The sequence below is a fragment of the Eubacteriaceae bacterium ES3 genome (genome assembly GCA_030586155.1).
In the GTDB taxonomy this organism is placed as follows: Bacteria; Bacillota; Clostridia; order Eubacteriales; family Eubacteriaceae; genus Acetobacterium.
Genome location: CP130741.1, coordinates 2,991,493 through 3,015,351 on the forward strand (window position 1 = coordinate 2,991,493; position 23,859 = coordinate 3,015,351).

Annotated in this window: 18 protein-coding genes; 2 read left to right on the forward strand and 16 right to left on the reverse strand. The window is 41.0% G+C overall.

Annotated features, from left to right (window positions below; all coding sequences use genetic code 11):
- Positions 1-38: 38 nt before the first annotated feature.
- From Q5O24_13810 to Q5O24_13855, 10 genes are all read right to left on the reverse strand, one after another.
- Positions 39-2,420, reverse strand: coding sequence for an EAL domain-containing protein (locus Q5O24_13810; protein WKY47412.1), 2,382 nt, complete (start codon positions 2,418-2,420; stop codon positions 39-41).
- Positions 2,421-2,430: 10 nt separating this feature from the next.
- On the reverse strand, positions 2,431-3,276 hold the full coding sequence (locus Q5O24_13815; protein ID WKY47413.1) for a transporter substrate-binding domain-containing protein: 846 nt from the start codon (positions 3,274-3,276) through the stop codon (positions 2,431-2,433).
- 64 nt (positions 3,277-3,340) lie between these two features.
- Positions 3,341-5,470: an amino acid permease gene (locus tag Q5O24_13820; GenBank protein WKY47414.1), complete on the reverse strand. Its 2,130-nt coding sequence runs from the start codon at positions 5,468-5,470 to the stop codon at positions 3,341-3,343.
- A 1,008-nt stretch (positions 5,471-6,478) separates the two neighbouring features.
- The gene (locus tag Q5O24_13825; GenBank protein ID WKY47415.1) at positions 6,479-7,042 is read right to left on the reverse strand and encodes an rRNA adenine N-6-methyltransferase family protein; all 564 of its coding nucleotides are present in this window, start codon (positions 7,040-7,042) and stop codon (positions 6,479-6,481) included.
- A 95-nt stretch (positions 7,043-7,137) separates the two neighbouring features.
- Positions 7,138-7,770: a GntR family transcriptional regulator gene (locus Q5O24_13830; protein ID WKY47416.1), complete on the reverse strand. Its 633-nt coding sequence runs from the start codon at positions 7,768-7,770 to the stop codon at positions 7,138-7,140.
- A gap of 47 nt (positions 7,771-7,817) precedes the next feature.
- On the reverse strand, positions 7,818-8,993 hold the full coding sequence (locus Q5O24_13835) for a betaine/proline/choline family ABC transporter ATP-binding protein (protein ID WKY47417.1): 1,176 nt from the start codon (positions 8,991-8,993) through the stop codon (positions 7,818-7,820).
- A gap of 1 nt (position 8,994) precedes the next feature.
- Positions 8,995-9,846 (reverse strand): ABC transporter permease subunit, encoded by an 852-nt coding sequence (locus Q5O24_13840; protein WKY47418.1) that lies wholly within the window; start codon positions 9,844-9,846, stop codon positions 8,995-8,997.
- 300 nt (positions 9,847-10,146) lie between these two features.
- Positions 10,147-11,115, reverse strand: coding sequence for a glycine betaine ABC transporter substrate-binding protein (locus Q5O24_13845; GenBank protein WKY47419.1), 969 nt, complete (start codon positions 11,113-11,115; stop codon positions 10,147-10,149).
- A gap of 85 nt (positions 11,116-11,200) precedes the next feature.
- Positions 11,201-12,670 carry an aldehyde dehydrogenase family protein gene (locus Q5O24_13850; GenBank protein ID WKY47420.1) on the reverse strand — a complete coding sequence of 490 codons (1,470 nt, stop codon included), beginning with the start codon at positions 12,668-12,670 and terminating at the stop codon, positions 11,201-11,203.
- A gap of 138 nt (positions 12,671-12,808) precedes the next feature.
- On the reverse strand, positions 12,809-14,431 hold the full coding sequence (locus Q5O24_13855; GenBank protein WKY47421.1) for a 5-guanidino-2-oxopentanoate decarboxylase: 1,623 nt from the start codon (positions 14,429-14,431) through the stop codon (positions 12,809-12,811).
- An 84-nt stretch (positions 14,432-14,515) separates the two neighbouring features.
- Between Q5O24_13855 and Q5O24_13860 the strand changes: the two genes are divergently transcribed.
- Complete coding sequence (locus Q5O24_13860; GenBank protein WKY47422.1) at positions 14,516-15,163, forward strand: GntR family transcriptional regulator; 648 nt, start codon at positions 14,516-14,518, stop codon at positions 15,161-15,163.
- A gap of 113 nt (positions 15,164-15,276) precedes the next feature.
- On the forward strand, positions 15,277-16,263 hold the full coding sequence (locus Q5O24_13865; GenBank protein ID WKY47423.1) for an NAD(P)-dependent oxidoreductase: 987 nt from the start codon (positions 15,277-15,279) through the stop codon (positions 16,261-16,263).
- 61 nt (positions 16,264-16,324) lie between these two features.
- On the opposite strand, the gene Q5O24_13870 is transcribed toward Q5O24_13865, so the two are convergent.
- The 6 genes from Q5O24_13870 to Q5O24_13895 form a co-directional block, all read right to left on the reverse strand.
- A complete protein-coding gene (locus tag Q5O24_13870; protein ID WKY47424.1) occupies positions 16,325-17,533 on the reverse strand; it encodes a phosphotransferase in 1,209 nt (402 codons plus the stop codon).
- Between the two features lie 68 nt (positions 17,534-17,601).
- A complete protein-coding gene (locus tag Q5O24_13875) occupies positions 17,602-19,374 on the reverse strand; it encodes an MATE family efflux transporter (GenBank protein ID WKY47425.1) in 1,773 nt (590 codons plus the stop codon).
- 355 nt (positions 19,375-19,729) lie between these two features.
- A complete protein-coding gene (cobU, locus tag Q5O24_13880; GenBank protein ID WKY47426.1) occupies positions 19,730-20,284 on the reverse strand; it encodes a bifunctional adenosylcobinamide kinase/adenosylcobinamide-phosphate guanylyltransferase in 555 nt (184 codons plus the stop codon).
- A 1-nt stretch (position 20,285) separates the two neighbouring features.
- Positions 20,286-21,329 (reverse strand): aminotransferase class I/II-fold pyridoxal phosphate-dependent enzyme, encoded by a 1,044-nt coding sequence (locus Q5O24_13885; GenBank protein WKY47427.1) that lies wholly within the window; start codon positions 21,327-21,329, stop codon positions 20,286-20,288.
- A gap of 8 nt (positions 21,330-21,337) precedes the next feature.
- Positions 21,338-22,360: an adenosylcobinamide-phosphate synthase CbiB gene (gene cbiB / locus Q5O24_13890; protein WKY47428.1), complete on the reverse strand. Its 1,023-nt coding sequence runs from the start codon at positions 22,358-22,360 to the stop codon at positions 21,338-21,340.
- Complete coding sequence (locus Q5O24_13895) at positions 22,357-23,859, reverse strand: cobyric acid synthase (protein ID WKY47429.1); 1,503 nt, start codon at positions 23,857-23,859, stop codon at positions 22,357-22,359. Before Q5O24_13895 ends, cbiB begins: the two co-directional genes overlap by 4 nt.

The window sequence follows — 23,859 nt, forward strand, 5'->3', positions numbered from 1 at the left end:
TTTTATTCTCTATTGCTTGTACTGTTTGCCTATGTAACTTAAGCCTTATCCGCAAGCAGCGATTTCCCAAACAGCAACTGAACTTTCTCTGCCGGCATTGGTTTTCCAAAATAATAGCCTTGAATCTGATCTGCACCAAATCCGTTAATCACCTCATACTGTGCCTTTGTTTCCACACCTTCAGCGACCACTATCAGGTTCATACTATGGGCTATTTCTACAGTTGCTTTGATCACTACCTCCTCAAAATTCCCTGTTTCAATACTTTGGACAAACTGTTTGTCAATTTTTAAATGATCAATTGGCAGTTTATGCAAATAATTCAAAGAGGAATAACCAGTTCCAAAATCATCCAATGAAAATTTCACACCTTTTGCTTTTATATTGCGGATGATACTCACTATATGCTCCAGATTTTCCATCGCCACGCTTTCAGTTATTTCGATATCCAAAAGTTCAGGCTTCATGCCAGTCTGCTCAATAATTTTAAAAGTCTCATCCACAATATTTTTTCGGTTAAGCTGTCTGCCCGAATAATTGACAGATATACTGATACCCGGGAAATTACCGTTTTCCCAAATAGCACTCTGTTGACAGGCTTTTCTCAAGATCATTTCCCCAAGCGGCACAATCAAGCCTGATTCCTCTGCCAGTGGAATAAACTCGAATGGTGAAATTAAGCCTCGCTGGGGATGCATCCACCTGACCAGGGCTTCTACACCGGTGATCAGGCCAGTGGTCAAATCGATCTGGGGTTGATAATAAAGAACAAACTCATCGTTTTGAATGCCATGTCGAATTTCGTACTGCATTTCGATTTTTCTTACCATTATTTCGTTGGCCGAAGCCTCAAAAAACTTGAACTGATCTTTTCCAGCTTGCTTGGCCAGATACATGGCTGAATCAGCATTCATCATTAGTCTGTTAATATCTGTACCATCTTCTGGAAACATGGTAATTCCGATACTGCAACTCATAATAAATTCGAAGTTATCAATAATAAATGGCTGGCTGATAATATTCATGATTTCATTAGCTAATCTGCTGGCTTGCATCATATCACAGTTTTTGCGAATTACAATCAGTTCATCGCCGGCAATTCTCGCAATCATATCTTTTTCAATGGTAGAATCCAGCTTATTAGCTAATCCTTTTAGGAGTTTATCTCCAGCACTGTGGCCTTTAGTATCATTAATCGTTTTAAAATCGTCGATATCAACATATAGAAGTGCACCATTTTTATTTTCTGTCAGTAACTGTTTGGAATAATCGAGCAATTTTGTTCGATTCGGCAATCCTGTCAAGACATCATAATAAGCCAGCCGATTAATGGCTTCTTCGGCTTTAATTCTCTCCGTTATATCCGTATAAAAACCGGATATCCAAATAAGCTGGTTTTGGTCATCTAGAATACCCTTTCCACGACCAAAAACCCAGTGTATCTCACCTGTAGATCCCACCATCCTAAATTCAATCTGGCCGTATTCCGAAATTTTTAACCGCTCCAGGAATCTTTCAAAGTTAGCTCTGTCATCAGAATGTATCAAATCTTTCCAGGTATCCATGCTGATAACCTCTTCCTCCATCAGCCCAACAATCTGAAAACCTCGCCGGGATAGGTAGTAACTGTCATTGACTACATCCCAATCCCATACCGCATCATTTGATCCATCTACTGCATATCGAAACCGCTCCTCTGAAATCCTCAGGGCTTCCTCTTTTATCTTCAGTGACTTATAATTCTCGTTCAACTCACTACTGGTTCTGACGATCACTTCAAACATTTCATTAATACGCTGGGCCAGATTTTTTATTTCATCCCCGCCATCAACCGATATTCTTGTTTCGCGATTCCCCTGTGTGAATTCTGTGACACCACCGGCAACCCGATCCAAAGCCATCGACAGCTTTCGGGAAAGCAGCATAATTAGCAAAAGAATTAGAAAAATAATAACTAGGGTCTGGGCAATTCTTTGTAGTATCGCTTGTTTAATCGACTGAGTCAAGTAAAAGTTGGTAAATTGCAGCCTTACTTGGCCAATGCTGAAGCCATTCTTAACAATTTCCTGTTTATATTGCGGTAACAGATGGCTGGCATCATAGCTTTCTCCGTTTTTATGATGTTCATAAACAATATTGCCATCTTCATCAAGCAGGACAACAGATGCAACTTCCTGATAACTGGCAACCGTTTCTCCAATCCTTACCAGACTGGGTTCATTATAAGTCCAAAATGCATTTTCAGCTGCATCTGCCGTAATGCTCAGGATTTTTTCGGCTTCATTATATAAATTATCGGTCATTTTCAATTTTTGTCTATAAGCATCAATACCGGTAAAGACCATTAGAACCGCAAAGACCGTGATGACAATCGGAACCATTAACGCAATGCTCAACTTGTTTTCAGTCAGCCTCTTCATTCTTATCCCCTTAATGAGCAATCCCGTTTTCAACCAGAATTCTATCTATTTCGCCATTATCTTTGAGTTTTTGGAGTGCTGCATTAAATTTTTCCAGAAATTCCTCGGAATCCGGGTAGTCCCTGGATACCAGCATATGATAATCATGGGTTGAGGCTACATTAGGAAGTATCATAAAAGCATCTGTATCATCCGGGAACAATCTGGCAATGGTCAAATCAGCCACTAACTCATCTTCAATAATAAAGTCAATCCGACCGGAGTAAAGCATCTTAAACAGAGCCTCGGTATCGTTTGCCCATTCCACCGCCAAACCTTCTTTTTCAACATCTTCTTTTGTTCCATACCAGTAACCGTTGGCCCCGCCAAAAGTATAGCCTGAAAAATCACCGAGTTGAGTAAAATTCATCCCTTGCTGAGCAAGATCCTGATTAGCTTTTAGAATATAAAAACGGTGTCGGCAAGTGACCACCCCATCTGAAAAAAGAAAAGCTTCTTTTCGTCTTTCATTTGCAATATAGGGAAAAGTTGCAAAGGCCTGACCATTTTCAACCATCTCCAGTCCTCTCTCCCAGGGATAAAAGGCAACTTCATATTCAAGATCCGCCTCCTCCAGAACTTCTTCAATGATCCTTGTAAAAAAACCATTCCCCACCAGTTCCTCCGAGGTATAGGGCTTATACTCACTAGTTAGAATAAGCAGTTTATTCGATGAAAGACTTTCTATTTCAGTTAATTCATCCGTCTTATTTGTATCATCTTCAAAAAGTGTCTGACTTTCACACCCCGTCATTAATATAAGCACCATTATCAATAGAAATAAAACTGGCGTTATTATGTTTTTTTTACTAATCATCTAAACACCTCTTTTCAATCAGCTCCCCTTTTTTATACCCGATTTGCAAAGAACATAAACGACTTTATAACATAGCATCCTCAGATCCACACGAGGATACAAAAAGAATACTGCAGGGTGATGCATTAATCGTTTGAGACATATAATCTCTTTCAAAGGGCATGCCTATTATATTAAAATCTGCATCCACCGTCTTTACATGATAAACAAAAGAACCTGTATATACACAGATTTTAGTATTGACTGGAAGTCTGGTATTATCGATGAAGGCCGCCATTTCCGCATAAACTGAATTCCTGTCATCTTCTGGTCCGATCACTCGACAAAGATTAATTTCAGCGGCAAAATTACGGCTCAGCTGCAAGGCTGTTAAAACAATCAAGTCATTATTAGGACTTTTATCCCGTAACCAGATATTAATTTTTTTCTCGATGCCAAAGCCCTGTTTGGGATGTAACCACAGACAAAAATAAGAAAGGTTAAGTACCTCTATAGATGCCATGATACGGTAAAGTCTTTGGCGTTTTTCAAGCTCATCAGAAATTGTAAAAAACACAATATTTGGCGGCAAATAGGAGGATTGCAGACTTTGAAGAACAGGTCGAAGCGTCGTATCAAAGTCGGACTCTGAGATTAAAGTCTTCTGAACAAAAATATTTTTATCCGGCAATAAGCTGATCGCCTGATCTATTTCATCAATCTGCTCAGGTTCAAAGGCAGTTGCTTCGGTCGTCGAAATATAATAAACACGGCCTGCCGGGTAGGTAAGGCTCAAAATAATTCTGCTCACTCGCTTAAAGTTTGCAGGATTTTCAATTGGCACCGCAATCGCCGGTTTCCAGATCCGTGGATGGTCAGGAATTGCTGCCGACTTTTGTGCCGCCCATTCGGCAATTGCTACAAAAATCCCTCCTCGAACATCTCCTGAAGGGGATGAAAAATTATGCCGCTTTAGAATAACGTAAAGTGTAACTATAATAATAAATGAAATAATGGTAAAAATAGGATTGATCAGAAACATCACCGCAATACAACCAATCGATCCCGTTAACGGAATAATAATTGGTATCTTCATCGTTGGCCGATAGCTAATCACACCGGTAAATTCTTCAACAAAAACAACCATATTAATCATCACATAGGTGGTCAGAAAAAACATCGTTAAGAGTTCTGCCAGACTGTCCAGATTCCCAAAGATGATTACCAGGGCTGATAATCCTGACGAAAGCAAAATCGCATTAAAGGGTTCTCCTCTTTTATTAGGCTTTGCCAGAAAAGGACTAAAAGGTACAACTCGATTTTCTGCCAGTGCTGCCAGGGTACGTGGTGCACTCACAAGAGTGGAAAGAGCTGAGGATAAAACCGCCCCCATCACCCCGGCAACAATCAGAGCCTGTACTTTAGACAATTTAAATATGATTGACGGATCATTGAGCAGCATAGTCTGGCTCGCCTGATGGGCAAACCAATAGGCTACAAAAAGATAAACCGCCAAACCAGTAATAACTGCTGCAAGCGTTCCTTTAATGATACTCTTTCGGGGATCCTTCAAATCTCCTGACATCGTCGCACCGGTCAGAATACCTGTAACAGCCGGGAAAAAAATGGCAAATGTTGTCCAAAAATCAGCATCCGCAAAAGATCCGTTCATCACAATTCTACCTGAACTTAAATTCGGTCCCAGTATAAAAGAGATCAGTGATAAAAATACGGCCGCCAGCACAATGTACTGAATTCGAAAAGCCAGTTTGGCACTCAGCAGAGAAATCCCAGTTAACATCGCCCAGGTAATTACCCCAACCAGTATCTGCGAATGATCTGGAAAAAAAGACACCCATAATTCACTAAAACCGGTTATATAAAAAGCCGTTGAGATAGTCTGGGAAAAATATAAGGGTATGCCGATTGCCCCGCCCATTTCATGCCCCAGCGACCTGGTTATAATTGCATAGGCACCACCGGCACCAATTTTTATATTGGTCAGCATTGACGCCATTGACAGAGAAGTCGTCAGAGTGATGACATGAGCCAGCAGAATAATGATCACAGCGCCTAAAAGACCGGCATTTCCTACAACCCAACCCATTCGCAGGTAGAGAATAACGCCTAGAATCGTCAATAATGTGGGAGTATAAACTCCTTCAAAAGTTCTTAAGCCAGCTTTTTCTTCGGTTGTTTCTTTTTTATTAAACAAAAGACACGCTCCTTCTAAATCTTTGTTCAAAACTCGCTTTAGTCTTTTGGAATTTGCTTCAAGTCTATGCAAGTTTTTTGTTCAAATTTGTCTGGTGCTTTAAAATGATATCAGGCGGTACCCATGCCCGGATTAAGCCATGAATACCGCCCTGTATCCAGCGTTTTAATTATTTATACCCCGAATTGTTAAGTCTGTCAAGAATAAGATAGTAAAAGCTAATCCTGTAAAAAAATAAGAAGCAAAATAATCTACACGTTCCGGTATTCAGGGCTAAAAATAATATGAATACCCAGGAACAGTCTGAATTATTATTCCAGGTACAAACTTTTTTCCGTACTGTCGCAGGAACATATACTTCTCGTACAACTTTATATACAACTCTAATTTAGATCGGTTGCAATTTAATTACAAACGTTTACAGGTTATCTATGGACTATTCTAAACAATATGCTATACTATAATTGAATCAAGGATCAAGTAAATTATTTCCAAAGATTTCGATCATAGAAATCAAACCAAATCTTTAGCCAGTAAGATTCAAATTATAGGTTATAAAGATCTTACTAATCATCTCTGAAACCAAAAAATTAAAAGAAAACTTCATTGAAAACAAGCCGAGTAGCATTCGCATAGTTAAAGATGAAAACAGATGATTAAAAGCAAAAGTAATGAGCTGGAACAAACACCAGATCGATCCGAAAAAGACAGAAAAATGAAAAGAACTTTAAACGATCAAAAATAATCGATAAAGCTAAATAAAAAAAAGAATTGCAAATCGGGAGGGACTCGAAAAAAAATTCAGCCAAATCGAAAAATATATTCGATCAGTTAAAGAAAAAAGATTAAAAGCTGCTCAATAAAGTAAGATAAACTTGAAGGTAAGGTTTGAAAAAGAAATAATTGCAGGTTTTTGATATCAAATAATAGGAGGTCAACCATGATAGGTGTGATCCAAAACTAAAACCGGTTCTGCAAAATATGTGGAATCGGTTTTAGTACTTTTTGCTAGTGATTCCGGCACTTGAATACAAAAGCTGGCGGAAGATTGAAAAAAACCCTATCCAAATCAATTTGAGTAAAATATGTACTAATATAGGACTTTTTCAACAGGGTATACTGAAAGGTAATGAATTTTCCATCATTTTTTAAAATCTTCCTGGTTTTTTGAAGAATCAGATCCGAAGCCGTTTTGGGGAGGCTGGCAAAGGGCAAGCCTGATACCACGTAATCAGCCTGTTGAATTTTTAACTCGTGTAAATATTTTTCCACATTTTCAGCAGAGCCGTTTATTAAAATCAGATTATCAATTTCTTTATATCTTTTCAGTAATTCTTTATAAAATGACCGGTTCTGTTCAATTACCAGCAGAATCGTTTCCGGCCTTTTATTTTTAATCAGTTTTTCGGTAAAAACACCAGTTCCCGGTCCGTATTCAATAATACATTTCGCACTACTAAAATTTATATCCTTAATCATCTCAGCAGCCAACATTTTTGAGCTGGGAGCTACTGCCCCGATTTTCCGGGGAGATTTAAGTCCTTCAATTAAAAATCTTATATGCTTAAACATATATACTCCTTATTACTACAATATAGGCTTTAAAGATAAAATTGAGGAGATACTGTGTTTATATTTCCACACTATCCCCTCATCTGTTTGCTTTTCTAAATATCATATATCTGATGCAGGTAACCATCTAACCGCAAATCAGCTGCATTAATACCTACATAATAAAGCGTATCTTTAGCCCTGATAATTTCTTCGGCTGGCGGTGCAATCATCATTTTTCCGGCTCTGCTGATTCCCACCAGAGTTACCCCGATTTCCTTGTTAAGGTTCAGATCAGCAATGCTTTTTTCCGGCAGTTCAGTTTCGTAGTCAAGAAAATACTCATAGATCATAATCTGCTCACTGTTTTTAAAACGGCTGGTATAATCAATAATATTATTCATCGCGTCATTCATTCTCTGCTCAATTTCATCCCGTTGCCTCATTAAAAGCATGATCTCCTTTTTGAAATCATTGACGCTGAATTTGACTTTATAGCGTTCAATAAATTCTTCAGCATAAGCCTTTGAGGCGATATAAGATCCGCTACCGTGGGCAACCTTGATAATTCCCACTTCTTCAAGAAGCCATAGGGCCTTGCGGATCGTCTCCGGTGATACATTGTATTCACTGGCTAAGGTCGTTCGACCACTGATTTTTTGCCCAACTTTCAAGTTATCCCGAGCAATTCTGCCTGCCACATCCACTGCTACCTGCATATAGATCGGTGTCTCTTTTCTTGCTGCCACCCGACCACCTCCAAAATTCTATTGCTTACGCTTCCTCCTGTAAAATTCTAATGCGTTAAAGCTGCCACGACTTCTTCAGTACTCACGACACCCCTAAGCCGTTTCTTTTTATCAATCACGGCAATATCATAGGCACTTTCGTCAAGTTTACTGAAGGCTTCGTAAACAAAGGCATTACTCTCAATTGTTTCAAGTTCTTCAATAATAAACTGCTGAATTGTCTTGTCTCCCTGTTCTGCCAGGGTTTGGGTTTCAACATATCCCAGCAGAACCTTAGTCTGATCGTCAACGACATAGCAAAAATCTCGATTATTTTCCTCGAGCCTTTTTAAAACATCTTGAGCTTTTTCTGCTGGCTTAGCCAATACAATCGGTTTGCGCATAATGGATTTTACTCTTAATATACGGGACTTGTCAACATCTTCTGTGAAAGATCTGACGTAATCATTTGCAGGATTTTCAAAGAAGTCTTTTGGCTTACCAAGTTGCACTAAAGCACCGTCTTTAAGCAGGGCAACCCGGTCACCGAGACGAAAAGCTTCATTCATATCGTGGGTAATAAAGATAATCGTTTTATTGATATAGGCTTCCATACTTAGAAGTTCGGTCTGCATTTCTCTTCGTATTAATGGATCCAGCGCACTAAAAGGCTCATCCATCAATAAGATTTCCGGTTCGTTGGTCAGGGCTCTAGCCAAACCAACACGCTGTTTCATTCCGCCTGAGAGATGTTTGGGGAAATATGTTTCCCAGCCTTCAAGACCGACCAGTTTAATGGCTTCTTCAGCCTTTTCTTTGCGTTCTTCCGGTGACACATTCTGAACTTCCAGTCCGTATTCCACATTTCTCAAGACATTTCGGTGACTGAATAAACCAAAATGCTGAAAAACCATGGCGACTTTTTTACGTCTCAGATGCTGTAACTGATTTTTGTCATACTCACAGATATTTTCACCATCAATCAACACCTGGCCCCGGGTCGGAATGTTTAACATATTCAAGCAGCGAATCAGTGAAGATTTACCGCTTCCTGAAAGTCCTACGATGACAAACATCTCACCTTCTTCAATATCCAGGCTGATATTATTAACCCCAACTGCCAGTCCTGTCTCTTCTCTGACCTCCTGGATAGATTTTCCTTCATCCAGCATTTGAAGAGCGCGTTCCGGCTTTTTGCCAAACACCAGGGTCAGATCTTTGATACTAACTTTATAGTCTTCCATCCTATTCACTCTCCTTCATGTTATTTGCAGTTCCCTGCAGGACGCGGTCAAGTATAATGGCTAAAAAAACAATTCCTAACCCGGCCTGGAATCCATCACCAATTTCCAGTCGTCTTATGGCAATCAGGACCTGTTCACCGATTCCTTTAGCCCCGATCATTGATGAAATAACAACCATCGACATGGCCATCATAGTTGTCTGATTGATTCCGGTCATGATGGTAGCCATAGCTTGGGGAAATTCAATCTTGAAAAGCATTTGTTTTGCTGTTGAACCAAAGGATTTCCCTGCTTCGATGACCTCCTTGTTCACATTGGAAATTCCCAAATAGGTCAATCTAATCAGTGGCGGCAAGGCATAAGTCGTCGTCGCAATAACCGCCGGGACAATACCAAAGCCAAAAAACATAATCGCCGGTAAAAGATAAACAAAGGAAGGCATGGTCTGCATCCCATCTAGAATTGGCATAATGATCTTTCTGGCCATTTCTTTTTTTGAAACCAGAATCCCCAGCGGAATACCAAACAGTATTGAAGCTAGCACTGAAATAATAACAATAGCCAGGGTATAAATCATCATCTCCCATAAACCAAAAAGACCGATTAATAACAGCATAAAAGCCAAACCTAGTCCAGTTCTCAAATTATATAGCTTCCAACCGGCAGCAAAAAGCGCAATAATTAAAAGCCACCAGGGAATAATCGAAATAACTCCTTGAACACTATAAAAAATACTTAAAATAACACTGCTGATGGCATCAAAAAGCCAATCAAGATTGATCATCAGCCAAGCGACTGCGCGATCAATCGGCTCGGCAATTTCAAACCTCAGTGTCTCTGGAAATCCACCCATACCTTTTTCCTCCTCTAATTGAATATAGAGATGGCTCTCTATTTTCCTATTCTGACAGAATACAAACCAGCACCTGAAAGTGCTGCAGCTAACACGTTTCTGTCTTTTTTACTTTTTAGCCAGAAGCAGCTCCCTATCCTCTTTGCAAATAGCAAATCGCCGCTTCCTCAAACAATTGCATCTTAACCTTCTTTTTAAGAATACATTAGGCCTGAATTGTCATATCCAATTCAGGCCTAATGCTTAGATACCTTTTCATCAGTCAACCAACAAAAAGATTATTAACAACTCAATATTTTCTTACGACTCTACATATGCCATGATTTTCTCAAAAGCGTCTGCCGTAACCATCCCTTCAATTAGGTCAGGATTTTGACTAATAAACCATTTTGCCGCTTCGGCTGCTTCAACTTCATTTTCCTGCATATAAGCCAATCCTTCACTGGTTATAGCTGAAGATGTTGAATAGTTGCTTAAGAACTCAGTGATTTCTGGATAACGCTCTTCAAAATCGCTGGTCACAACAACGGTAACCGTAACTGCTGCAAATCCACCTTCACCTACTTCATAGCCTTCAGGACTATACTCAGTGTCACCAAGCAGAGTCATATCATAAAGTCCCATAATCCAGGTTGGTTCCCAATAATAACCGACCCATGGTTCACCTCTTTCATAGGCCCCAGATAAAGTCGCTGTTAAAGCTGCTGTGGAATCGATTGAACGGAAGGTATAGAACTCATCCAATCCATAGGCTTCCATTTTTCTCTGCATGAATGCTGTTACTTCCCAGCCTTCAGGTCCACCATAGATGATACCTAAATCTCCACCTTCAGGATCTGGAAACAGCTCTGGATATTTTTTTAAATCCTCAACTGTTTTTAAATCTGGTGCAATTGCATCCGGCCCTTCAACCATATAGGTTGGAACATAGAGCCCCTGGTAATCATCATCGAAATTAATACCTAATTCTACATAATTACCATCTGCAAGGTCTTGCTCATATGAAGGTATGTTATCACTCCACATTTCGACTACGACATCCATATCACCAGTTGTTAAGCCAGAGACTTCGACCGCTGTATCAGCGACAACGATTTCTGTTCCTACGCCATAACCTTCTTCTACAATAATCTTTACAATCTGATCATGGAATGCATTACTATCCCAATCACCTTCTCCAATGACAATCTTACTCTCCTCTTGTGGCGCACAAGCGGCCATCGCAAACACCATGACAAACGTCATGAGCAGTACCGTTAATCTTTTCATAACACCTCCGAATTGAACTAATATTTTTATGACGCACTAAAGTGACAACTTTATATTATCACACAAAGTTGTCACTTGTCAAATTTTACGAGTAATAACCTCTGGCTTCTTCACTCATGCTGATATAAATCGTTTTTAAACGACTGTAGGCTTCAAGGGCCGATTTATGGTTTTCCCGACCATATCCCGATTTTTTAATGCCGCCAAAGGGGGTCCCCGATGGGGCTAAATGATATTCATTTATCCAGAACAAACCGGTATCAATTTTTTTTGCCACCCTAAGGGCTCGGTTAATGTCTTTGGTCCAGCAGGCTCCAGCCAGTCCAAAATCATTGTCATTAGCCATCTCAATGGCTTCCTCTTCAGTTTTAAAGGGAATCACTACAAGAACTGGTCCAAATATTTCTTCCCGGGCAATCCGCATCTTGTTACTCACATCAGCAAATAATGTCGGCTCCATAAAATACCCTTTGTCAAAGGGAGGCCGGGTTATTCTTTTTCCGCCGCATACCAATCTTGCTCCTTCTTCAAGGCCAGTTTCGATATAAGAAAGAACAGTATCCAGCTGCTTCTGATTAATCAAGGTTCCCATCCGGGTCTCTCGTTCAATAGGATTTCCGACCCTTACTTTTTTAAAAATTTTAGCCAGTTTTTCAACCACCTCTTCGTAAACGCTAGCCTCTACAAACAATCGAGACCCTGCATTACAAACTTGTCCCTGGCCGTATAGAATAGCCAAAGCCGCTCCTTCAATAGCTTTTTCCATCGGTGCATCAGCAAAAATAATATTAGCCGACTTACCACCCAGTTCAAGTGTAGCCGGAACCAGAAGTTTGGCAGCGGCCTGACCAATACTTCTCCCTACTGGAGTGGAACCGGTGAAAGCAACCTTACTGATTCGCTCATCAGATATCATTGCCTGACCGACCACCGAACCAGCACCAGGCACCACATTTAAAACTCCCGGGGGGATAATGTCCTTGGTTAACCGCGCCAGTTCAAGTAGCGACAAAGGGGTCTCTGCTGCCGGTTTAATAACGACACAATTGCCCGCTGCCAGAGCCGGCGCCAATTTCCAGCCAGCCAGCAGAAAAGGGAAGTTCCAGGGAATGATCTGGGCTACCACACCATAAGGCTCTTTCATAATCATTGTGATATTTTCAAGATCATGACTCAGGCATTCATCGGTTTCTACCCGTACCACACCGGCAAAGTAATCAAACTGATCGGCAATCGCAAGTATGTCCTCAACGGTCTCTTTAATCGGCTTACCGCTATCTAATGATTCGATACGCGCTAACTGATTTATATTATCGTGAATCACATAGGCTATATCAGCAAGCAATGCTGCCCGCTCAGTAATTGACTTTTCCTTAAATGTGACTTGCGCCTCGGTAGCTGCCGTTACAGCTTTTTCTACATCTGTCCCCGATCCTTTTGAAACTTCGGCCAGCTGTTCTCCGGTTGCTGGATTATAAACCTCCAACACTTCTCTGTTGGCCGCATCTACAAACTCACCATTTATAAATAATCCATATTTTTGAACTTTCAACATATTTCCTTTCTCTTATCATAAACAAGACTTTTTATATATTCTTACTTAAATAACTGCTATGTTTTCCGATAAGTATACTTAATACCATGATTTTTCTCATCCATTTATATGTACAATACAAGTTAAAAAACGACTAGCTTATTCACCTCTTTGCCAATGATTGATATTAATTTCAATAATCGTCGGCTGTTCTTTTTTAAAGCTGTCGGTTAGTGCTGTTTTTAGTTCTTCTTTATTTACTGGCATTACCCCATCAATATCATAGGCCCTTGCCAGTTTTAAAAAGTTAGGGTTTTTATTGTCAACAGCAATAAAAGAGTCAAAGCCCATAGCAGCTTCATTTCTTTTTATTTCACCGTAACCACCATTGTTCCAGATGACAATCGGAATTGGCAATTTTTGTTCACAGGCCACTGCCACTTCCTGCATGGTAAACTGAAAACCACCGTCACCAATTAAAGCAATCATGTTTTTCTCAGGATTAGCCACTTTAGCACCAATCGCCGCTGGCATCGAATAACCAAGGGTACCGAACCCTACCGGATGTAAAAAAGTTCTGGGGGCTAAGCTATCATATTCACTCAAGGCAATATAAGCGGCTGTGGTCATATCTGCCAGAAGGATTTCTTCCTCTCCTAATGACTCTCTAAAAACCGATAAGACCTCCATCGCCATATCGTAGGTTTTATCATTTCCAGTAACAGCTGGACCAGTTTGGATAGCCGCTTCTTTGAGCGCTTTAATTTTAGCTTCCGGTTTAAAATCTTTCACTTCAAGCATTGGTAATATGCTTTCCAGTAAAATCTTACAATCGCCTTTAACGCCATAATCAGCAGGTACATTTCTATAGAATGCGTCACTGTCAATGTCAAACTGCAGCAGCTGTCCTTTAAGCTTTAAGTCATTTTCCCATAAATCAGTGGGTGACAGCTGAGTTCCTAATGCCAGGACCAAATCAGATTCTTCCACATACTGGCGAACCCCTTTAAAGGGTAAACGGGTTCCCAGACACAAATCATCTTGATCTGATACTACACCCTTCCCGGCACAGCTAGAAACTACCGCTGCTTTAATTTTCTGACTGAGGTTTCTTACTTCTTTTGCTGCATCAACCGCACCACCGCCTGTAATAATAGTAACCTGCTTAGCCTGATTTATCATATCTGCCGCTTTTTTCAGCTGATCTTCATAAGCTGTCATACATATCGTAGGTACAGTTTTACAAGACGAATCTAAAAGAACTGTTTCTGCTAATATATCTAAAGGCACTTCCGCATGAACTGGTCCCGGTCGACCAGAAACTGCTAACCGGTAGGCTGCTGCAATCGTCTCCTGTATCTTATCGGCAGAACTGACCCGTCGACTTTCTTTAGCCACTGCCCCAGCAACAATTGTAGAATTTCTAAGCTCATGAAGAAACCCCGTAGACTGATTCATAATCGTTGTCGGCAGCTGGCTGGAAATGACTACCATGGGAACGGCATCCAGATAAGCCTGACCCATTGCAGTCAGGATATTGGTCAAACCCGGTCCAGTAATGACAATCGCCGTTCCTGGCTTGCCCGTGCTTCTCCCATAACCATCAGCCATGAAACCGGCCCCACTTTCATTTCGGGTTGTGATATGTTTAATCTTGCTTTTGGAAAGGGCCTCGTAAATTTTTAAATTATGGACACCAGGAATTCCAAAAACGGTATCCACACCAATTTTTTCCAAGGCATCGACAAGCAGCTGACCGCCTGTCATTTTAATTTCTGACATATTAACCTCCAGGTTATTGATTTATTTATCAATATATTATATATTAATATAATAATATATTTTATTATGGCGAAAGGAAGTCCTATGTCACAAATTCAATCTTTACGCGACCATGTCTGCAGCTATATCCATGAGAAAATTAAGGATGGTGGACTGGTTCCCCATGAAAAACTGAGCGAAGCACAAATCTGTAGCGACTTGAAAATAAGCCGCACGCCGGCTCGGGAAGCCCTGATTATGCTGGCTACCGAACACATCATTGACTATGTTCCCCGAAAGGGCTTTTATGTCAAAAAAATTACTGTTGAAGATATGCTGGAATATTACAGTCTGATGAGCAACCTCGATGCTTTTGCCGCCAGTCTGGCTATCGACCACCTGACACAAAAAGATTATCAGCGTATGGAAGAACTGATCGCCAAAACAAATCTGGCTATTGAATATGACAATCTTGATGATTTCATTGCACTGCAGGAAGCATTTCATCAGGTTTACATCAGTAAATCCCATAACACCCCCCTTATTGAAACCATTGCTTCCTTAAGCTCGCGCTACATTCCGCTGACTTACAATAAAAAGAAAGTCGATCAAAAAACATACAAGGAACTGCTTTACAAAAGCAATGAGGGGCATAAGAAAATGCTTGATTATTTTATTAACCGCGAAAAAAATCTTTTGGCTGATTACATCAAGACGATTCATTGGGAAACAACAGATGTTGACTTCTTATAATCACCGTTTTTATAAAATATATAATATATTATATTAAATATATTATATTTTCTTGTAACTGTCAAATTGGCATACTCTGTCAATTTAAAAAATTACTCAGAAAGCAGGTAAAAATGCAAAAAAAATCACTAAAAATCGTCATCAGCGACTTTGAAAATGCTTTAAACAGAGATCTGGAATTCGAAAAGGAATTAATTCATAAAATAATTCCAGATGCCGAAGTTATTATTCATCCATTTAAGAATCAGGAAAGTCTTTATCAGACTCTAGCAGATGCAGATGGTCTTCTAACCGCCTATCTGACGATGGACAAAGACTTTTTTGATCATTGCCCTTCCCTCAAAGCCATCAGTATTAATGCCACGGGCTATACCTGTGTGGATTTGAACGAAGCCAAAGAAAGAAATGTGGCCGTCTGTGCTATCAGAGAATACTGTACCGAAGAAGTAGCCGACTTTGCCATGGCACTACTGCTTAACCTGGCAAAAAAAATCAAACAGCACCAGGACAATCTGGAAAATAAAAACCTCTGGAATTATGAACTGGTCGGGGAAGTTATGGCACTTCGTGACAGCACCCTGGCTATTTTCGGATTTGGCCGGATTGGACAGGCTCTTGCCAGTAGGGCCAAAGCTTTCGGGATGAAAATTCTGGCAGTTGACCCCTTTCTGCCTGAAGAAGTTGCCAGAGAGCTTGGTGTCTCTTTGGTCGATGCACAATATGCCATGGAGCGGGCTGATATTATCAGTAACCATATGAGTGTCAGCACGAATAACGCTGCCATGTTTGATAAAAACTTTTTTATCGGTCTTAAAAAGAAACCTATTTTTCTCAACCTGGCCCGGGGCGCTAGTGTTGATGAGTCAGCTTTAGTGGAAGCATTAGATAGCGGTCTGGTTTCTGCCGCAGGTCTTGATGTGCTGGTTGATGAAAACCCCAATACCGCTCTACATCCGCTTTTTATCCGCAGCAATGTGATTATTACTCCCCATGCTGCCTTTTATTCCCAGGCTTCAATGAGAAAACTGCAGAAAATATCCTGCAATAATTTGAGCTATTGCCTGACCGGCCAATTTGATTTGACAGATCATCTGCTGTAATAGCAAAGTCCGAAGTAACATTTGTCTACTTCGGACTTTATTGTTTTTAATGAAAATAATTTTATTTCCAGGTTTCAAAAGCTGTTTCAGCAAATTCAAGATTCGGTAGAACCAGATTTTCCATCATCATCTTCAAAACAACCATAGCTTGCTGATATTGAGGATCATCCTCGGAAGCATCTGGAGAAAGTCGGGTACCTGCCAGTGAAGTTGTCCGAATAGCACCGTACATGGCCGCCAACCGCAAACGTGATGCTTTCTCCTCTTCACTTAATCCATCAAAATAATACTCCGCAAAAGCATTCCATAGTCGCATTCCTTCATCTTTTGAAAGACCGATCAGCTGCATAAACATCTCTTCTGAAGGATTAGAACTCAAGAATCCCGGAAGTGCATTATAAATCCCGGCAAGTTCCCAGATAGGATGGCCATAACCAAAATCATCCATATCAATCAGCAGCAGTTCATCATCCTGAAGCATGATATTTCGACCATGAAAATCACCATGAACAGCGGTATGACGTTCCGGCACAAATTCCACAGCTTTATTATAGGCATCGATCCATTCATCCGGAAAGATCTTTCGGAATGGTTCCATGATACCAATGAATTTATCGCCAACGTTTTTTACATCCGGTGAATCGAGTTCTGTTCCGGCCAGTAATACCGCCAATTCTGCATATTGTTTTGCTTTTCTGTCAAAGTCCTCGGGATGTTGATGGAGATAGCCGCTCAGCGAATCTGATATAATCAGTTCATAGATGACGCCCACGCCATCAGGTGTCATAACTGTTTCAAAAGGTATTGCGGTTGGTACCCCTTTGACAAAGGCCGCTCGAGTGCTTTTGAGGCCTTCTTTTAGACCATCATCGGTATTCTGTCCAAAAAATGTTTTCAGAATACTCTCTGGTGTCAGGCGATAAACAGCTCCAAATCCGCCTTTTCCAATAAATTCAAGCCCTTCTGTATCTACAAATCTCAGTTTTTTCTTGACATTTAAAATTTCAGTAAAACCGGTCATATCAAAGATGTCGTATATTTCCGGCGAAACATTTAGAACGGTTACATCTTTATCTGCTTTTTTAAGCTTCATCAGCACCCTTAATCCAGCACTTGAAATATAGACAAGTTTATCAGCGTCTAAGACCACATCCTTTTCTTCGCCACAAAGTTCAAATACTTCTTTTTCAAACTCCATGGCATTTGTCGAATCAATTCTTCCTTCAATCATCAAATTTCCGTTTTCAGCCTTTTCAACCATAATAATCATTTCCTCCTGATATAGATTTATTTGTGCCTCCGATTAGTCCGGAGCTAAATAATTTGTTAAAGTATCTATCAGATATTGATATGCAGTCTCAGATTATTAAGCGTCATGGCATTGACGTATTCCACCTGATCGCATGAATTCATCACCATTCTAATACCAATGTGCGATATTTCATCTTCCGGATTCAAAAGTTTAATATATTCTCTGGGATCAAAGCGAATACAGTCATCTCTAAATCGCAAAATAGCCTCCCGCTCCTTCAAAACCAGCTTAAAATCCATATTGTGGGGTTTCCCGTCATTGAAACCATAGGTAATAATGTTTTTTCCCATTTCTTCCACATAAAGAGAAATCAGACCGGCCTCTCTTTTTCTTACACCGCTATCCAAACAGAAATCCATGATCTGTCGAGAAACCTCCATGACCTGCTCATTCGTCGCCATGCTTCTTTCATACTTTCGTTCTATTGCTGCATCAAATTTTTCATCAAGAAATAGATAATTTTCAGTTTTAGCTGGCAGCTTATGCTCATGGACATACGCCAGAATAAAGACAACGATCAGGGTAAAAACTTCACCAACCGGAAATGCCATCCACACACCATCGGGACCAAGGAGGTTACCCAGCACTAGCGCACTGACTACAACAAAACCAAAATTATCCAGGAAACTGACAAAATTGGACAATTTCAGTTTATGAGTCCCCTGCAGATAATTCATCACAACAATATTCATACTGTAAAGTGGCAGACTAACGGCATAAAACCTGACGGCATGAGTTGCCATTGTCTGAACTTCCTGGGCCGCTTGGGCCCCATACATCTTAACTAATAATGGGGCAAAAAGAAATAGGATAAGCGCAATCGGTAAAACAATCGTGACAATCTTTTTCAATCCGGATTTCACAAGGCAATTTAAGGACGTACGGTCTTCTTCTCCATAAAACAGACCTGCCAGCATCAGGGTTGCAAGTCCGATCCCCGTACCTACAGAACCAAAAAGACCAACCATATTGGACTGAATGGAAAGTGCCGCTACTGCCCCGCTGGAAGCGATAAACAAAAGCAGTTTATTCAGACAGAGGGTTCTCATAGTGTTACATAGCCTGGATACCGCAGTCGGTGCTCCGATGACGAACATGGACGGAACACCTTTCATATCTGCATGACGAAAATCCGGTCGAAACATGATATCCTTTTTTGCAAAATGCAGTAACAAGACAATCAAAGCTGCATAATAACTGATCGAAGTAAACAAAGCCATGCCAAACATTCCCCAGGGGAGAACAAATGCCACCAGCATATCTCCGGAAATATTAACGCCAGTCATAGTCATTGTTGCTTTCATAACCCGGCTTCTGTCATTATCCAGCTGCATGATCGGTGTCAGAAGATTCATCATTATCATTCCAGGAATTCCCAGCCCCAAGCCAAACAGGTAATTCCTTGTCGGTTCATGGAGCTGGGCATTGCTGCCGGAGGCACCCAAAGCTGTCGCCAGCGAACCGGAGAACAGCACCAGCACCAGCATAAAGACCAGACCGGTAATCAAGCCAGTAATCAGCATGGCTGAAAAGCTTCTTTTAGCCTCATCAACCTTTCCGCCACCTAAAAGCTTGGCACATACAGTCTGAAGGCCAGATGAAAATACGCCACCAACAGCTGCGATAATTACAAATACCGGACTGGCAAGTCCATAAGACGCCATGGCATCTACACCCAGAAAATTTCCAATTACAAGTCCGTCAATCAACATCCCTATCAGGGTAACCATAGCACTCATAACCATAATCCAAAGGGTACCGCTAAATAAATTGTCTACTAAATTTCCTTTCTTATTCATCTATAACTCCCCATTTCTTAAAATCATCAAAAAAACCATCTGTCACAGGATAAGTGGCATAGAGTCACTCTTCCGGACAAATGGTCTTTGTGTAAATATTTAATAAAATTATAAAAGGGCAGAGTCCGCCCAACTTTTTGGACTTCCATAGATTTGTGCATCCTATCATAACTCTGTAAACCCTTTCTGAAAATTTTGTCTAAAAATAGACAGAATATACGTTTTCATAATTATAGAATAAGCATAGCACAAATAGGAAGATTATACAATGAGCAGATCAACTTCAAGTAATAACTGAACTTTTGATGAAAAATAGAACAATCATATGTTTATAAGTTGGTGGCAGGCACAAAAACTACTTGATTTTCATCGGTATTCCTGAAACGCAGAAGTATACCTCATCAGCCCGAGCCGCTACCAGCTGATTCATCCGGCCGGCGATATCTCTAAAATAACTGCCCAGTTTATAAGCCGGCACCAGGCCCATTCCCACTTCATTGGAAACCAGCACCAGGGTTTTATCCTGACAAACTTCCAGAAGCTTTTCCACTTCCTGTTTAATCAGATCTTCGATCTGACCAACCGTTTCCATTGTGCAGTTATCATAATCAACCTGCTGATCCAGCATATTGTTGGTCACCATTACGGTCAGGCAATCAAAAAGCAGAACTTGGGCTTCTGTGAAAGCCGAATCATTGTTTAATTTTTCAAAATCCTTATAGGCTTCGATGGTCTGCCACTCCGATGGCCGCTGAGCCTGGTGTTTTTTTATGCGGTCCTTCATCCCATCATCAAAAGCGATGGCCGTAGCAATATAGGCCACTTCTTTATTAAAGGCTTTGGCCGTTTCTTCGGCAAAAGTGCTTTTGCCGCTTCGGGCGCCACCCGTTACAAATATCAGTTTTCCCATTTTACCCCTTCCACTTCTTCAGAAACTCTATCAGACGATGATTCGCCTGGCTGCTTTTTATAGCTATACGGAAATAGCTCTGATCGAGACCGGAAAAATCTTCACACGTACGCAGACTCATCCCAGCCTGTTCGATGTCATTTTTCAACTTGAGACTGGATACCCCACTCTTTATCAGACAGAGATGAAAATCAGTGGCACTTTTAAAAACTTCGAACGCAGAAATTTCCTGCAGTTCCCTGTAAACTCTTTCTCGTTCAGAGTTAATAAGAGCAATTGTCTTCTTCGCAAAGTCCTTTTCCTGATAAACCTGACTCAAGGCGATCAGTCCCAGGCTGTTGACGGTCCAGGGTTCCTTATAGCGCATCATCCCTTCAATGATTTTCGGATTTCCGGCGCCATAACCTATTCGCAATCCCGGCAGGGCATAAAATTTAGTCAGCGATTTTAGCACAAAAAAATTCCCCTGATCCAGATCTTCACTAAGCATTCCTAGCTGACCGGTAAAGTCCATAAATGATTCATCAAAAAACCAGGTCATTTCCCAATCGGGAATGTTCATCCATTCCTTAATTTGATCATTTGAATAAATAACTCCAGTCGGGTTATTAGGATTACATAAAAAAAGCAGATCCGGTTTCTCTTCTACAAGGGCGGTTTTGAGTTTATCGGCCGTCAGCCTGAAGCCTTCTTCCTTTGTTAAGACCAGCTCAGACACCTCACAGCCATAAAGCTTGAGAGCTCGGCTGTATTCGTTAAAGGTCGGCTGAATAATCAGAGCTTTTTTTCCAGCCATGGATCTGGCCAGCAAATAGATCAGCTCAATTGCCCCGTTACCCAGAATCAGCTGATCTGGCCGTTTAGAAATCTCTGCCGCCAGTTTTTCAAGGGCTGTCTGACCGGTAATTTCCGGATAATCAACCAGGGTGTCAATTCCTTCTTTCAGTTTTTCTTTAATCCCTTGAGGAATCCCCAGCGGGTTTATATTGACGCTAAAATCAATCATATCCGCTCTTTCCCCGAAATAACCGCCATGTTTATTCATTATCTCTCCTAAACCAAAATCAGAATCACAACGCCCACAGCAATACCTAGTACCATGGTCACAATTTCGCTGGCATACATAATCCCTACTGTCTCTCTGATATCCAGAAGATTTAAGGGTGTTTTGGCAACACCAATGGTCGGTTTCTCGAGAACCTGACCAAAATAGTGATTGGTTCCACCAAGCTGTATCCCCAGGAGGCCAGCCACCACTGATTCCGGATGGGCCGAATTAGGACTTTTATGATTAAATCGATCACGTCGAAAAACTGCCAGGCCATCTTTAAAAGAATAACCCAGAAAAAATCCTGCCACGAGCATCAAAAAGCTGCCCAATCGAGCCGGCACAAAATTAATAATATCGTCAAAAATTGCCGATGCAGCACCAAACTCCCGATAAGGTTCCTGTATATATCCAACCATTGAGTCAAGAGTATTCACTGCTTTGTAGGCCATTACCAGAACGACTGGGTTGAGCCAGGGAATCGGTAACAAAGCTCCCAGAAATAAGTAGAAAATCGGTGCCAGAACACCATCAATAGTATTCTCAGCAGTTGTTTCAATGGTTGCTCGAATAATTTCTTTTTCTGTCAATGATTGGGTATCCCGGCCCACCAGATAGCCGACTTGAATCCGCGATTGTTCCAGGTCTCCCTTTTTTAAAACTCTGAGCACCTTCATGACTTCCTGAGCCAGAGTTTTAGCTGCAAGCGCCATGGTGATCAGATAAATGTTTAAAAGAGTATACAAAATAAAGCTAGCCTGATAAGTAAGCCACTGTAATCCGACTACTATAAGCGCCGTAAATAAGACAACGATAATAAGTAGAGCAACACCTTTAGCCCGGCGATTGGATCCTTTGTTCATTATTTTGTTCAAAAACCCAATCGCCTTACCGATTAAAATAATAGGATGCAAAAGAAATGCAGGATCACCAATCAGCCAGTCGAGGATAACACCAAACGTGATCAGGAAGAGCCAGTAACCGCCACCTAAGCCAAATGATAGTCCTTGAGCTAAATCCAGGCTCACTGTCCTATTTCTCCAATAATTGACATGATTTTTTCCATATCCATGTTTTCTTCCACCGTTTGAGCCAGACTGTCATATTGTTCTTCTTTAAAAGCCTTAAAATCAAAGGCTCCAGTTGAATCATCCAGATTCTTTTTGGCTTTTAAAGTTGCAATTATTTTCTCGCGGAAAGCATCATTATCAAAAATTCCATGAAGGTATGTTCCCATGACGGTCTGATCTTGCGCAACTACTCCATCAATGGTTCCGTCTTCCAGAGTTGCAAAAGATTTTTCACCATCCAGGGCCTGACTCTCGCCCATATGGATCTCGTAACCTTCAACCTTCATTCCAGCCAGCTCCATACCCATAAAGTCTGTCGAAATAACACCTTCGGTCCGAACGGTTCGTTTCTCCTGGCCGATTGTCGTCACGATGTTTAGAAGCCCCAGGCCTTCAATCGATCCCAGGCTTGATTCTACACCATGGGGATCTCTGATTTCTTTACCAAGAAGCTGATATCCGCCACAGATTCCAACGACCGGTACACCAGTAGCGTGGATTCTTTTAATCTCATCACCCATCTTGCTCATGACAACATGGTTGGTGTCATCCATCGTATTTTTGCTTCCGGGAACAACTAACAGATCAGGGTTGGCCAACTGCAGTTCCCGCTGATTACGATAATATTCCACCCGTACGTCGGGATGCATATCAAAGGCCGTACAGTCGGTAAAATTGGACAGATGCGGCAGGTATACCACACCAATTGTTATATCGCCTTCATTCTGACGATCAAAACGCTCAGTTACCGAGTCTTCATCATCAATGACAAATCGTTTATAAGGAATAACTCCCAGACAGGGAACATTGACCTTTTCTTCGATCATTTCAATGCCGGGTTTCAAAAGCTCCACATCACCACGGAATTTATTGATAATAAAACCTTTAATCCGAGCCCGCTCTTCTGGCTCCAGCAGTTCAATGGTTCCGTATATTGAAGCAAAAACTCCACCTTTATCGATATCTCCGATTAAAACGACCGGGGCATCAACCATCTCAGCCAGTCCCATGTTGACAATATCATTTTCTCGCAGATTAATTTCTGCCGGGCTTCCGGCACCTTCGATGGCGATCACCTGATGTTCTGCAGCCAATTTATTGTAAGCTTCCATAACAGTTTCTACGAGCTGAGGTTTATGGGCATGATAATCCACTGCATCCATATTGAATTCAGCCTTACCCATCAAAATAACCTGACATCCCACATCAGAATTGGGTTTTAATAAAACCGGATTCATTTCCACCTGTGGTTCGATACGGGCGCATTCAGCCTGTACTACCTGCGCGCGCCCCATTTCTTTTCCATCTCTGGTAATAAATGAGTTCAGTGCCATATTCTGAGATTTATAAGGTGCTACTGACAGCCCCTTATTATTTAAGATTCGGCACATGGCTGCGGTCAGAAGACTTTTTCCCACCGACGAGCCTGTCCCCATAAACATAATATTTTTAGCCAT

Bases quoted from the DNA above. Each gene is read 5' to 3' on its own strand.
- Q5O24_13865 (WKY47423.1), top strand. From the start codon at position 15,277: ATGCAAAAAAAATCACTAAAAATCGTCATCAGCGACTTTGAAAATGCT.
- Q5O24_13845 (WKY47419.1), bottom strand. From the start codon at position 11,115: ATGAAAAGATTAACGGTACTGCTCATGACGTTTGTCATGGTGTTTGCG.
- Q5O24_13815 (WKY47413.1), bottom strand. From the start codon at position 3,276: ATGATTAGTAAAAAAAACATAATAACGCCAGTTTTATTTCTATTGATA.
- Q5O24_13885 (WKY47427.1), bottom strand. From the start codon at position 21,329: ATGAATAAACATGGCGGTTATTTCGGGGAAAGAGCGGATATGATTGAT.
- Q5O24_13860 (WKY47422.1), top strand. From the start codon at position 14,516: ATGTCACAAATTCAATCTTTACGCGACCATGTCTGCAGCTATATCCAT.
- Q5O24_13850 (WKY47420.1), bottom strand. From the start codon at position 12,670: ATGTTGAAAGTTCAAAAATATGGATTATTTATAAATGGTGAGTTTGTA.
- Q5O24_13810 (WKY47412.1), bottom strand. From the start codon at position 2,420: ATGAAGAGGCTGACTGAAAACAAGTTGAGCATTGCGTTAATGGTTCCG.
- Q5O24_13875 (WKY47425.1), bottom strand. From the start codon at position 19,374: ATGAATAAGAAAGGAAATTTAGTAGACAATTTATTTAGCGGTACCCTT.
- Q5O24_13870 (WKY47424.1), bottom strand. From the start codon at position 17,533: ATGATTATTATGGTTGAAAAGGCTGAAAACGGAAATTTGATGATTGAA.
- cobU (WKY47426.1), bottom strand. From the start codon at position 20,284: ATGGGAAAACTGATATTTGTAACGGGTGGCGCCCGAAGCGGCAAAAGC.
- Q5O24_13895 (WKY47429.1), bottom strand. From the start codon at position 23,859: ATGGCTAAAAATATTATGTTTATGGGGACAGGCTCGTCGGTGGGAAAA.
- Q5O24_13855 (WKY47421.1), bottom strand. From the start codon at position 14,431: ATGTCAGAAATTAAAATGACAGGCGGTCAGCTGCTTGTCGATGCCTTG.
- Q5O24_13840 (WKY47418.1), bottom strand. From the start codon at position 9,846: ATGGGTGGATTTCCAGAGACACTGAGGTTTGAAATTGCCGAGCCGATT.
- Q5O24_13835 (WKY47417.1), bottom strand. From the start codon at position 8,993: ATGGAAGACTATAAAGTTAGTATCAAAGATCTGACCCTGGTGTTTGGC.
- Q5O24_13825 (WKY47415.1), bottom strand. From the start codon at position 7,042: ATGTTTAAGCATATAAGATTTTTAATTGAAGGACTTAAATCTCCCCGG.